The organism is Flagellimonas oceani, assembly GCF_011068285.1.
Taxonomy (GTDB): Bacteria; Bacteroidota; Bacteroidia; order Flavobacteriales; family Flavobacteriaceae; genus Flagellimonas; species Flagellimonas oceani.
The window spans coordinates 1,066,097-1,080,248 of record NZ_CP049616.1 but is presented as its reverse complement, the minus strand read 5'-3'; the positions used below and the strand labels follow the sequence as shown (position 1 = coordinate 1,080,248).

Genomic DNA, 14,152 nt, shown 5'->3' with positions numbered 1-14,152 from the left:
TTGTTTTTGACATGGAAATCATTTTTTCACGCTCGCGTGAAAACCCAAATACCTTTCTTTGGTGTGCAAAGCCATCAATAATTTGTGTGGTTTTTGTTGATTATAAGTTGTTGATTAAACATATCTTCCTGAACTCCACAAAAAACAAATAGAAACCAAACTCAAAGTTTAAAGGTAGGACTTGTGACAAAACATATGATGTGCATTTATGAATGCCTTTTCAGAATTACAAATCAAAAGTCAAGATTTCCTAACTTTTCCATATTGTCATTTGAATCTGAAAATTTCGAATCCAGAATCGTTTCTAGACCACTCATATCTTCACTTATTTTCTTATCCAATACTCTTGCATAAACTTGGGTAGTGGCCAATTTTGTATGTCCTAATATTTTGGAAACCGTCTCTATTGGAACCCCATTACTCAAAGTAATCGTAGTTGCAAAAGTGTGCCTTGCCATATGGAAAGTAACATTTTTTGGAATGTCACATGCATCCGCGATTTCCTTTAAATAACTGTTCAATTTTTGATTGGAGATTCTAGGGAATAGTTTTTCAGGTTCTCGTTTAGGATGATATTGGTATCGTTTAATAATAGATAATGCTGGACCAACCAATGGAAGCTTAAAACTATTCTTCGTTTTCATCCTTTTTGTGCTTATCCAATATTTTCCATCAATGCCAAGTACAAGGTTATCTTCGCTAAGACCCATTATATCACAATAAGAAATACCAGTATAGCAACTAAAAACAAACAAGTCTTTTACTATACGTAACCGTTCAATCCCTGTGTGATATTCTTGAATTTTCTGAAGTTCAGGTAAGTTTAAAAACTTCCTTTCCTTTCTTTCCATTCTAATTTTAAACTTTTGAAATGGGTCTTTATATATCCATTCATTATCAACGGCTATTCTAATCATTTTTCGTAGACGTTGAATATGCTTCATTGCACCATTGTTTGAAAGGTTAGCGTGATGATTTATGGGATGTAATTTGCGTAAATATGTTTCAAATCCAACTATAAATTGGTGATTAAGTTGTGATAGTCTGTAGTCATCACATTTATATTGTTGTTTGATATACTTCAACAGGTACTTCTGACATGTCTTGTAATGACTAAGAGTAGCCTTGCAAAGACTATGTGCATTATGTGTGTTGTGATACTCAAACAAACTCTTTAAAGTAACTTCACGTACATCTTCTCCAAAATAGTGCGCTTTGACCATCTGTGGAGTGATTTGGGACGTTCTAGACCGAAGTTCACGATAGCATTGAAAAAGTTCTGTTTCAACTTCCATCAGATAAGTATTGATTTCCTGAGCTTCCTTTGTTCGCCCCAGAACCTTCGACCCCTTACTGTCCCAGATCTCTTTCGGGATAGTATACTTTAAACTCATGTTTGCCCTTTGCGAATCAACGGTGATTCGGGCATAGATCTTTGCAGTGTTGTCACTCCTTCGGGATGTGCTTATCCAAAAACTGATTGAAAATGTGGACCGGGTTCTCATAGGTTTTGTGTTAAATTGAACGAAAATCACCTACGAAAGTCAAATACTAAGTGTTTGTAATATAGTTAATTACATCCTTATTCGGTTAACACTTTGAAGAAAAAAATTTACTAACCGAATTACAGACCAAAACATACCAAATCAAACCAGTTCAAATGAGGGTCTTAAAACATTAAAACCTTGCAAATCAATAAGATATGCAAGGTTTTGTTTTTGTTTGAACTCTAAAAGTGATCGCGATAGGATTCGAACCTATGACCGTCTGCTTAGAAGGCAGATGCTCTATCCAGCTGAGCTACGCGACCAAACTTTGCGGGTGCAAAGATACTAATGTAACCGATTGTAAAAAATATTTTTTTGAATTCTTGCCATTTTTATCAAAAGGCAGCCCAATCGGTTATCCTATTTTTTATTTGAAACCTATCTCTTTCAATCCTTTATGGCTGATTTTGATAACTTCCAGAGGTTTTTTGTCCCACGTCATATCCTGCTCAACAAAGTATTTTTCCATTCCAGATGTGTCCTTTTCATCCAAAATTCTTTTAAAATCGATGTTTCCCTCGCCTACGGGAGCAAATTTTCCTTCTTCATCCATATCCTTTACATGCCATAGTTTGAACCTCCCAGGGTATTTCTCAAAATAGGCCACTGGATCTGCTCCCGCTCTGGTCACCCAATATAAATCCATTTGGAAGTTTACATATTTTGAATCGGTATTCTCCAACAAATACACAATTGGTTTTATACCGTCCTCATTATCCTTATATTCAAAGTCATGGTTATGGTAGAGCAATTGCAGTCCTGCCGCTTCGCATTTTTTGCCAATTGTGGTCAAGATTTCTGCAAAGTCTTCCATGGTCCCTTTCATCCCCATTGTACGGTTCTCAGGGTCAAAAGTAAACATGCCCATCGGCGGTACCGGAATGGTGAAATACTCAAAACCGGCAGCTTTTGTATCTGCAATTTGCTGATCGGCATTCTCCAATGTAACGCTTCCCATGTGCGTACTCACAGGTGTTAAACCAATACTTTCCAAATAGGATTTAAATTCTTGTGGTTCCATCCCATAAAACTTTCCATCGGCATAACCTGCTGCTTCGATGTAGGCATAACCTGCGTCTGCAACTTTTTGCAACGTTGCTTTGGCATCTTCGCCCATGTTGTCCCTAACGGTGTATAAGGCAAGTCCACCAAACTTATCCTGCGCATAAAAAAAGGTTGAACATAGCATAAAGGCAAGGGCAACAATTCCCTTTGTAAATAAAATTCTCTTCATTGTAAGTGTTTGTAGTTAATCTAGGTTTCAAATGCCTTCCAAGATAGGGCTTTATCCATAATTTTTTGAAAGTATATTGTGATAATATCCAAAAATACAAGCCATATATCCACCTAAAAATCAAATGTGCTCTGTTTTTTGTTTTAACCTATGTGGCTATCTCAAACATTAAAAAAAACAACTAAGATGACCAAACTCTACATGCTGCCCTGCAGTTGCTTTCTTGTACGGTGGCCCCGACCAACCCAACGCCATTAGCCGTTTAAGGTACTACTCCATGTACGTACCCAAAATTATGAAGCGTATTGCCGAAAGTGCCCCGCAGGGAGCAGATTTAACGAGTTGGAAGTATAAATAATAAAAAATGGGGGCAAATAAGCCCCCATTCTTTGATTGGATATGTAGTTGTGGTTATCTGTAAAGGGTAAAGTGCCCAACGAATTCACGGGTATCTTCATCACCATTTAGCTTGATGATGTACCAGTAATCCCCTGTTGGCAAATCGGCTTTGTTATAAAAACCGTCCCAAGGATCGGTATCCTGCAACATTTTGTATATGCTTCTTCCATATCTATCAAAAATGGAAATGGTGATATTCGGGAATACTTCAATATTTCTTGGTTTCCAGGTATCGTTCAACCCATCACCGTCCGGAGTAAAGAAGTTTGGAATCTCAATATCAATAAATTCCATAAAAATTTCCCGAGTTACACTACATCCGTTTTCATCGGTAACGGTCACGGTATAAGTCGCTGTTTCCTTTATCAAGAAGGTGTTGTCATCCCCGTACGACACTCCGTCCAACTCAAAGGTATAGTCGGGGTTACCTCCTGCAACGCTAGCCGTTATCTCGTTGATATTGTCATTGCCCAACTCAAGTGTCAATGGTTCAAACCCTTCGACTTCAAAAGTAAAGGTACGGTCGCAACCATTTGCATGTGCCACTGTAAGGGTGTGTTCCCCAGGCGCCAAGTTGGTGAAATCCGGAGTCAAGACCATATCGTTAGGGTCATTGGAATCCAATCCGTACAACAGGTCCTGGAGTACGCTCTGGTCTTCAAAGTTGATATCAAGATAGTTGGTCGGTGAATCACCATCACACTCGTAGACTACTTCCACGGTGCCTTCCAAGTTTACCCCTGGATCTATGGTAACTATTTCGGTGGTGGTGCAACCGTTCGCATCCCGAATGAATACTACGTAGTCTCCACTCGCCAGATTGCCATAGCTCATCTGTCCCTCAACAAAATTCTCATCTTGGCTAGAGTTCAAGCTTGTGCTATACGGTGCTGTTCCGCCTTGGATATCCAAAGTTATCAAACCATCTTCACTACCAAAACAGATTTCATGTTCCGCTGTTGATGCTACGGTCAATGCATCGGGTTGCGCAATGGTAAAGTCCAGTACTTCGAAACATCCGTTGGCATCCTGTACAATTACGGTATAATCCCCTGCGGCAAGATCGGTGAAGGTCGCTTCGTCCACAAACTGGTTCAGGTTGGGTGAAATTGCATACTGATAGTCCGCTGTACCTCCCGATACGTTAAGTGAAATGCTTCCATCATCGGCACCCATACAGGTAACATCGGTAAGATTGCTGGTAATTGCAAGAGGTGCTGGTTCCGTAACATTTATGGCTCCTGATACCCATTCACAATCACCACTGGTTACACTTGCATAATATGTACCTTGAGAAAGGCCATCAAAATAGCCGTTAGTGTTGGTCGGTGCCGCTGGTAGTGTCAAGGCACTATCTTGGTACAGACCATATATGTAGTTTCCAAGACCGCCGTCCGCATCCACAGAAATATATGCCGTACTGTCCCCATTACAGTTCACGTAAGTCCCGTTCTCATCGACCACAGCAGTCAATGGAACAATCTCGTTTACCGTGATGGCATCACTTATTGCAGGTTCACAACCGTTCGCATCAATTACATAATATTGATATGGGACGGTACTTGGGCTCACATCAAAAGTGTGGCTGTTTCCACCAGACATATCGGTAAAAGGACCTGATTCGGATGTACTGAATCGATACACATTTCCAGCAAATGGGGTTCCCCCTGTTACCGTGAGCGTCAACTGCGCATCGGTATCACAAGTAAGGTTTTGTGACATGGCCAAGTTTGCCCTTACCGGTATTGGGTCACTGATAACTACTTCGGCAGTTGTCACGGTACATCCTGCATCATCAGTAATATTGATGGAATACGTACCTGCATTCAAATTATTGAAGTTATTGGAGGTCTGGGTAGAAGAAGTCGAAACGACACTTCCCGCCTCAATCCTATTTAAGCTGTACAATACGGTTCCCACACCACCAGATGTGAGTGTAGCTGTAATGCTTCCGTCGGAATCACCGATACAATCCAATGTTTGGTTGGCCGGCGTGATGTCCGCCAATAGAGGATCTACCGTTTGAATGGTTCCGCTCAACGTGGCGTTGGTACACCCTGCAGCATCGGTAACCTCGATGGTATAGTTTCCGTCATCCAAATTGGTGAATACATAGCTGTACACATTGGTCTGCGTCAATCCCAATGATGGTATCGAAATCGTGTACGGAGCAATACCTCCCGTTGGCGTTACGGACAATCTTCCTTGGTCGTTTGCGCAGGACGCATTGCCAATCTCGGTGATGGTCGCATCCAAAATGGCATCGGCCCCACCTACGGTAATTGTGGTTTCTTCGGTACATCTAGGAAAGTCGCCCTGAACCATCTCAATACGGTAAGTTCCCTTGGGCAAATCAATGTTTCCGCTGGTTGTACCGCTTCCGCTTCCGGTAGGACCATATTGCGTATCGTCACTGGTATCGCTCAACGTACCATTGGTATTGTAAACGGTCCAAGTAAAATCACCGGAATACCCTCCAGTCAATTCAAAATGATATTGGGCATCGTCCCCAGCACATACCACTGGTGCATCTTCGATCATATTGATTTGGAACTGTTCGATTTCTTCCACATTATGCGTCACAACAATGGAACATCCGGTCACAATATTGATTACTCGGAACGAATGCAATCCTACCTGAAGTCCCGTAAAAGTTCCCGTTGCATTGGTACTTCCTGTCGAGATTTCTTCAAATTCATAGTTATGGGGCCCTGAAGAGGAATCAGACAACAGGCCATGTGCGGTAATGGTAATGGTTTCCCCTCCGTTGTCACAAGAAATATCGTCATCCACATCGACGGTCGCATTTTGCAGCTCATCAAATTGTTGGATAAAGGCCGTAGTGGTTCCCGAACAACCCGTATCGTCATACACATTGATGGTATAGGTACCTCCTGCTCTATTCGAAATCATTAATCGGTTGTTATTTCCATCTTGCGCTACATTACTGGACGGGTCGATAAACTCATATCGAACATAAGTTCCCGTTCCACCGGTAATGGAATTTACCGTAATGCTTGCATTATCGGGGTTATTCCCTGCAGCACAACCAAACTGTACCACATCCGTAGCGGGAATGGTCACTGTAATGGTTGTGGGTTCGCCAATAGGGATTATGTTAGAGTCGGCGGGACAACTGTTGGTTCCAGTAGCCCTGACCACATAATTCCCAGGCGCCAAGTCTTGGAAGGTACGGGTAGCAGAATCATAGATGAAATCAGTTAAAGGAATCGGATTCAATCCACTGTCCAACAATTCATACGTCAATGGTGTGATACCATTATCTGTCTGTCTTACCGCGATGCTTCCATCATTGGCTCCATTACAGCTCACATCGGTTGGTGTTGCGGTGAAGTCTGGTTCTATTGGGTCAGGAACGACAATGGTGAATGTACGCTCACAAGCTTCATGGTCTGTTGTGGCATCCACGTACACTATGATTTCATACTGTCCTGCGGTTGTTGGGTGGAATTCAACGGAATTACCTCCCATGGATGTTTTAGGGACCTCGGTAGATGTAGTGGTCAGGTTTTCCACGGAATATTCGTAGGTTCCCGAACCTTGTAACGCTTCTATTTCAATGGTCCCATCTGGTGTACTGGAACAATCGATAAGTTTGGTCAATTGGGCATTGGCCTGGAGTGGTGGATTAACGGTAAACGTGGCCTGCGCCATGGAACACCCATTGCCATCAATCACATAGAAATCATAATCCCCTGCGGTTACATTGGTGAATGTTCCACCATTGTTCAAAAATGTGGTCGGAGCAGCAGCACCTGCCGTTACCATAGCATAACGAATCCCGCCTATGGCAGAACTTGCCGTTACGGTAACATCTGCGCTGCCATCACAGTTGGCCACTTGAATGTCATCAATAATCGGGTTGGGCGTCAACGTCATTGCAACTGAATATGGTGTGCTTACAGTACATCCATATACATCGACAACGGTAACATTGTAATTTCCTGCTGGTGAATTGGCAGGTATTTCGATTGGGTTTTGTGTGGTCGCAGAAATCGTCGAAAATCCAGTTGGACCGGTTACATCAAAAGTGTACGGTGCTGTACCTCCATTGATGTTTGTAACGGAAATCAATCCAGGTTGATTGCATCCAATTTCACGAGTTGAAGAAACATCTGCAGTAATCGGAAGTTGTTCCTCAATTAACACATTTTCACTGCCTCCAAGACATGCATCTACATTTAAACCATCTACCTGTGTAACGTTTACATAGTATTCCCCTGCAGATAATCCTGTAAAATCGAGGGTACTCGTATAAGGTACATTTGCTGCAGACACTCCACCTCCACTAACCTCCAATGGGGTAGGGTTTCCTACCTCAAAAAATTCCCATCTTATTTGAGGCTCTGCAAAATCAGGATTTAAACTGAAACTTACACTGCCGTTATTGGCACCATCACAACTTGGAATTGCCGTTTCTGTTATTTCAATAGGTAAATCAACTCCTGGTATTTCATTGACATTTCGATCACTCTGTCTAATACAACCATTAATATCCCTAACATAGAAAACATATGTTCTACCAGGTATTAAACCTGTAAATACGTATGGATCGCTTAATCCTTTAGCTGGAGATGTCCAACTTGCTGATGAAGGATCAAAATTTACCGGGTCTTCCGTGTAGGCATACACATAATCCGGGGTTCCTTGCTCCCCTTGAACCGTTACTTCCAACTCATTACAATTCAAAACAATAGCGGAAATCGAAATATCCAGATCATCCAAAGGATAGGTCAAAGTATATTGTGGCAAATCATATCTGCAAAGCGTATTTCCGCTTCCATCCACTGTTCTAATGGCAGGCTTTACTTCGTCTCCTGAAACCAATCCTAAATCATTAAATGTATCACTGGTTCTCCAACTTGATCCATTGTCATGGCTAAATTGAAGTGTTCCATTCAATCCACTTGTTGGATACCCGGTAATCCTAAATCCGATAGCGGGGTCGCAATCATCCGAAGGAAATTCAGTAAGTGTATATCCCGTCAATTCCGGTGGATCAACGACATCTATCAAAGTTTGGTTCAAGCTACATCCTGAACCATCCGTAATTCTCACCTCATAAGTACCTGCGGTCACATTGTTAAAGGTATAGTTGGTAGTTGCCAAATTGGAAATCGATGCAACTTCAGTAGCACCTTGATATAAAGAATACGTAAAAGGACCTGCTTGAGTAATTTGTGCAGGGGATAGGCTTCCTCCTCCGTTCAATTGTACATTGGCCACAATGCTTCCGTTGCCACCATTACAATTGGGGTCTTCGGCCACTGCCGCCACTTCCCAGTCTACCGCGGGGTTTATAATAATATCTTCCTCTATTACTTCGCAATAGGTAGAGGTTCCATTATTGTCCCTAACATACAGGTCAAAACCTGTTGGATTTGCCGTGGCAGTGGCATTGTCTATTGAAAAATTAGTTGTAGATCCAAAGTCACCTGAAGTGGGCACGTCACCTTCCGGAACTAATGCATAGACCAAAGTGCCGTTACCCCCTGTTGCCGTCACTTCGATAGACCCGTCCGCACAACTGCTCACATCTGTTGCGGTAACATTTACCACTAATTGAGCATCTATAACGACTTGGGTTATGACATCATCACAACCGAAAGCATCTTTTACATTAATGTCGTAAGTACCATTGGCCAATCCAGAAAAGGTATAGGTATTGGATGTACTTGGGTTTGGGCTTTGCCATGGGCCTCCATCAATCTGGAAAAGGTATCCGCCATTTCCAGAGGTTACGGTAATATCGATGGATGCATTATTGCCGCCATCATAACAACTGGTGTAATCTACATCGTAGGCCAATGCATCTGGAGCATCCAGTGTAATTATTGCGCTTCTTACTTCGCAACCGTTGATATCCTTTGCAACAATCACATAATCTCCCGCAGCCAGTCCATTAAATGTATTTCCTGTTGGGTTTGGAAAAGCTACAACAGAAGCTCCAACACCATCCTCCAGAGCATATTCGTAAGTAGGGGTTCCTCCTGTTACAGTTGCTTCGATACTTCCCAATGGGTCATTACAACTCGGATTTTGAAGAATGTTGGTACTAATGCCAAGCGCTGCTGGCTCGTCAATATCTTGGTTAAGTGTTATGGAGCAGCTGGTATCATCTGCCTTGCGTACCAAAACGCTTTGAGTGCCGGACGACAAAGTTGTTGCCGTAGTCACCGGTGATGTTGTTGATGCAGTCCAGTTGCTACCGCCATCTATGGAATATTCAAAACCGGCAGTGGCATCAAAATTTTCTACTTCAAAAGTGATGGAGCCATCGTTCGTGCCATTACAGGTAATATCGGTATGAGTAAGCACAGTAGCACCAAAGCCGTTACCAGCTTCGATCACCACGGGAATATCCATAGTCCTTGGGCAGGATTGTGGCACTTGTTCCACCAAAATATCGTCGATGGCCACATCATTACCACTATTGCCTATTTTTTTGGAAATTAGAACAAAATCCAGTTCGGTATGAACTCCTGGGTTTATGGTAAAATCAAAGGTGTTCCAAATGCGGTTCTTTGGGATATCATTGGTCTGGACTTCCCCTACCACGGTACTGGTTCCAGGTATTCTCATCTGCACATAGATGTCCGGATCTAGCTGTCCCCCACTTCCAAGTAAATTAATGGCAGCAAAGGAAATCCGCATATCTTGATTGGGGATAATGTCCTTAATTGGTTTTTGATATATAATTTGACCCGGTGCAGGAGAACCTACATTGATCACCAAATATCTACCATTGGAGTCAGTACCTCCCGAAGTATGGTCTGTTGGCCTAATCCATGGCCCAAAAGGAGATACGATATAACTCGTTATGGAATAATCGAAATCATTGATCTGGGTGTTGCTACCCACTTGATCTTCATAAGTATAGCCCAACACATAAGGACTGTCCACTGTTGGCCCACTGCCAAAATCCTCCAGTAACAACACACTTGGGTTTGGAGGGTCATTGTCCGTATACTCGGCCGTTATGGTGTAAGTGCCCGGAGCTATACCCGCGAAAGTTCCATCTGTTGAGGAAACAGTCGGTGCTGTGCTTATGGTATAATTGTAATCATATATACTTTGGTCGGGTGTGAGGAGTATATTTCCGTTACCATCACAATCATACGCAACATCCATATCAAAATTCGGAACAGGCAATGGAGGATCTATGGTAATCGGAAGCGTAATTTGACACCCTCTGGCATCCTTGGCGATTAGAATATGATTTCCCGGTGGCAACAGACTGATTCTTACCGTTGGGTCCATAGGATCATCGGCGATGAAGGAGCTTCCTCCATCAAAACTGAACTCGTATGGTGCGGTTCCCCCTTCTACATTGGTGAACCGTACTTCAGAGTTTCCATTGACATCACAGGTTCCTGTACTGGAAATACCGGCATTGGCCTTAAAAGTTTCCGGGTCGTCCAAAGTTACCGTTGTACTTTCTTCACAACCATCAGCGCTTCTAACCCTTAGGGTGTAAGAGCCCGGTGATAGATTGACAAATGTTGGGTCGTTCTGTTCCGTGGCCCAATTATCGATACTATAGCTGTATGGCGTCTGGGCCCCAGATACGTTCATCGTAACCTGCCCTGTATTGGAACCTTCGCAGGTAATTTCCGAATCAATGGTAGGTGCGGCAACAGTTAGTCCGCCCAAATCGTTTATGGTGACCGCGTTGGAAATTGACGAGCAATTATTCTCATCCACGACCACAAAACGGTAGGTACCTTCTTCGCCTGATGCAAAGCTGAATACGCCCGGTGTAGCTATATCCCTCTGAAATTCAGTCGTGGGAATATCGGTGATGTCGGTATAAAGTTCAACTCCATCCTTTTCCCAAATAGCAAATGAATAGCCAGGGGCACCTTGCGAAGCGGTCAATGAAATGGTCCCATCGGTACAGGTAATATGTTTGGTAGTTGATGCGGTAACCTGTGGATCGGGTATTTCCTGAACGGTGAACGCTTCAGATTCATTACAACCATCATCAGTTTCCACCACGACCACATAATCTCCCGGATTTAGTCCAGAGAAGGTGTAGTCACTGTGCGCGTATGCCAAATTTTGATTAACGAAGGCGCCAGGGTTTCCTGATCCGTCATCTTTGTACAATTTGTAGGAATAGTTGGCCCTAGCTTGGGTGGCTTGGATACGAACACTGCCCTGTCCCAAACAAGTAACCGGTACTACATCCAAGCTAAGCGCAAGGTCCCGTCTCTGAATTCCTATCTCCTCCGTGCTAAAGACACAACTACCATCCAATGGATCTCCTGTTGATGGGTCCAATTGTGTAAAATCCACTCGGTAAGTTCCTGGAGTGTCAATATCGAAATTTGGTCCGTTGTTGTCGGCATAGGAAACCAAAACAGTTTCTGAAGCAGTATCCACCAATTGATATCCGTAACCTGATCCAACATTTTGGATCCTGATATGCCCGTCGGTAGTACAAAAAATATTCTGGGTATCAACATCAAAATCCAGATTGTTCTGGAATACATCAAAGTAAAAAATACTGTTACAGCCACCTGTGTACGACAATACCAATCGGTAACGCCCTTCTGTATTGGCCGTAAACGAATTTCCTGAATCCACTTGGCTCCACGTACAGCCCATTTGGGTATTTGGACAATCGGGGTTGGTGGCGGCACAACTGGCCTCGTCCAATTTTTCCCATCTTATGGCCTGGGCATCCGTAATGTTTAATGTTATATCCTGCGTGTCGTTTATACCACAAAGAAAAATCTTTGGCAATTGTGAACCGTCGTTGGCACAGGTTACGACCTCTCCCTGAATATCGTTGGTGATATCGGCATCACCATTAAGATTATTAAAGTATGTGATGATAGGATTCACCTGAGTGGTCCCAAACCGGGTCACTTCCATGGACTCTATGTTGGTACCACAGGTTGCCGATTCCTTTCTCACCAAATATTGACCTGTCTCTTGAACAGTGACGGTGGTAGGGTCGTTATCCGGGTCACCATCCGTGTAAACGGTATCGGTCGCATCAATTTGACCGTTCCCGTTCAAATCGCGGTACCAGGTATAGGTGTCGTAACCATCACCTGCCGTGATCTGTGAGCTGGCTCCACATATCTGGATTTCGCTCTCAAAAATACAATCGGTCAAATCATCCAAAAGGAAGTTGGTGGCACCCGTGGTCACAAAACCACAACTATCCACATTAGATACACTCGGACTCGGGGTGTCTGAAATGGTTTGACCGGTGGTTACTCCATCATAAGTGGAGTAAGCCGTATTGTGGATGGTAGAACTACAGGCCGCCACAAAATCGTGGCAATCATCGGATACCTCCACACGAATGATTATTTCATATGTATTCCCGCCTTGGGTTACCAATTCATCGGGTACTTCGAATACAATTTCCTCCGGGTCCATCCCGCTGGTTGTCATAGTTACGCCGGGAGCACCAGATAGATCAATATTGTTCAAATCCACATTATCGGGCAATACGTCGCGAATTATAAAATTGGTTGCATCGTCGTTACCGCGGTTCCAAAAACGCAAAACATATTCCAAAGACTGCCCAAGGTTGACACCTGATCCTGTTATATCGTTCCCTGCCAGATCCTTTACCTTTTTCTCAACAATGATATCAGGATTAATTATTTCGACTGCTACTGTGGTAAGGAAGAGGATTACCCCTTCACTGGAAGTACTGATCAATATTTCTCCGCTCTCGTGATTATTTGGCAAAACGGAGTTGTTAGGATTGGGCAGGTCCAAAATATCCGCATCCCAACCTAAGGTGTTGCGACTGGCGGGGGTCCGTGTATCCACCCAACTGCCCAAGTGGCTTATGGTACTGTTAAAAACGTTGTTGCTGGGGTTTATGGCATCGCTCAAATAGGTCCAGCTATCGCCTGGATTTGCCCTAAATCGCATGCTGGGCCCGGTTACCCTGTCACCATCCATGGTACCTGCTCCGATAACTGCATTTACCGGAAGTGGCGCGGGCAAGGTCTTAAATCCTGAAAAAGGAAAGTTCACATTCTTATAGGTGCTCCCCATGGCTGCATACCCATCAAAAGTGGATATGTATTTGCTCGTGGAGTTTTGGTTTTCATATATCACCACCATGGTCCAACCTGCACTTACATTGCTCTCTCCTGTAGATGCGACCACGTTTGCAACGGTATATTCGCCATTGGGATTTCCCAGACCCGTAAGCAAGTGGGTCACATTGGCGTAGTTAAGGTAAGAGGTCATGTTTACCCCGCTCAAATAATCCACATCAACTACCCCTGGATCAGTGGTGCCGTCACCATCCCGATCTCCATCCTTATCATAAATCTGTTCGTACTGAAATTCCGGTGCACTACCGGGTCCAATATCGATATAGGAACCTCCCGGAACCTTGAATTTGACTGATTTGTACGGATCGTCACGATCCGTATCCCTATAAATACCTCCCCAATACAAACCTGCATACACCACAGCGGAACAGCTGGGCGCATTCAATTCGGCACTACTGGAACTAAATGTGGAAGGGTCACCATCTATATCAATATAATCCATCTGAACACCTTGATTACTGGCACTGCCGTTATAATCGGTATTGGGATCGGATGCAATACTCACAATATTATTGGCCACGTACACCAAGTCTCCCTTTACCTTAATGTTTCCATCGGGCAAGCGAGGTTCAAACGGTACGGAAAGTTGTGCTTGGGACAGCGATACAAAAGCTATAAAAAACAATAGAAATAGGAGTCTATTGGAAAGAACAGCAAGAGGTTTATAATTCATTTTTGAGGTTTTGGATAGTGTGGGTTATTTAACTGCGGTACCAAATCTATCCAAAGAAGAAAACGTGGGGAATCTTATGTTGTGGAAGGCTTGTAAAATGTTGCAAACCTTGGTTATACTGGTGTTTAAAACCAATACAGATAGGGTAAAATCACTGAAAAACTGGGGTTTATGGTATTGTAGA

3 protein-coding genes and 1 tRNA gene are annotated in these 14,152 nt (G+C 43.3%); all 4 read right to left on the bottom strand.

Features of this window, described 5'->3' with window-relative positions:
• Nucleotides 1–233: 233 nt before the first annotated feature.
• The 4 genes from GVT53_RS05005 to GVT53_RS04990 all read right to left on the bottom strand — a co-directional run bounded on the left by GVT53_RS05005 (nucleotide 234) and on the right by GVT53_RS04990 (nucleotide 13,968).
• Nucleotides 234–1,505: a site-specific integrase gene (locus tag GVT53_RS05005; protein WP_166247716.1), complete on the bottom strand. Its 1,272-nt coding sequence runs from the start codon at nucleotides 1,503–1,505 to the stop codon at nucleotides 234–236.
• 231 nt (nucleotides 1,506–1,736) lie between these two features.
• Nucleotides 1,737–1,810: transfer RNA gene (locus tag GVT53_RS05000), tRNA-Arg, on the bottom strand.
• A 104-nt stretch (nucleotides 1,811–1,914) separates the two neighbouring features.
• A complete protein-coding gene (locus GVT53_RS04995; protein WP_417941819.1) occupies nucleotides 1,915–2,736 on the bottom strand; it encodes a sugar phosphate isomerase/epimerase family protein in 822 nt (273 codons plus the stop codon).
• A 456-nt stretch (nucleotides 2,737–3,192) separates the two neighbouring features.
• The gene (locus GVT53_RS04990; protein ID WP_166247714.1) at nucleotides 3,193–13,968 is read right to left on the bottom strand and encodes a T9SS type B sorting domain-containing protein; all 10,776 of its coding nucleotides are present in this window, start codon (nucleotides 13,966–13,968) and stop codon (nucleotides 3,193–3,195) included.
• Between the last annotated feature and the right edge of the window lie 184 nt (nucleotides 13,969–14,152).

Coding starts and splice junctions, on each gene's coding strand:
- GVT53_RS05005 (WP_166247716.1), bottom strand. CDS start 1,505: ATGAGAACCCGGTCCACATTTTCAATCAGTTTTTGGATAAGCACATCC.
- GVT53_RS04995 (WP_417941819.1), bottom strand. CDS start 2,736: ATGCTATGTTCAACCTTTTTTTATGCGCAGGATAAGTTTGGTGGACTT.
- GVT53_RS04990 (WP_166247714.1), bottom strand. CDS start 13,968: ATGAATTATAAACCTCTTGCTGTTCTTTCCAATAGACTCCTATTTCTA.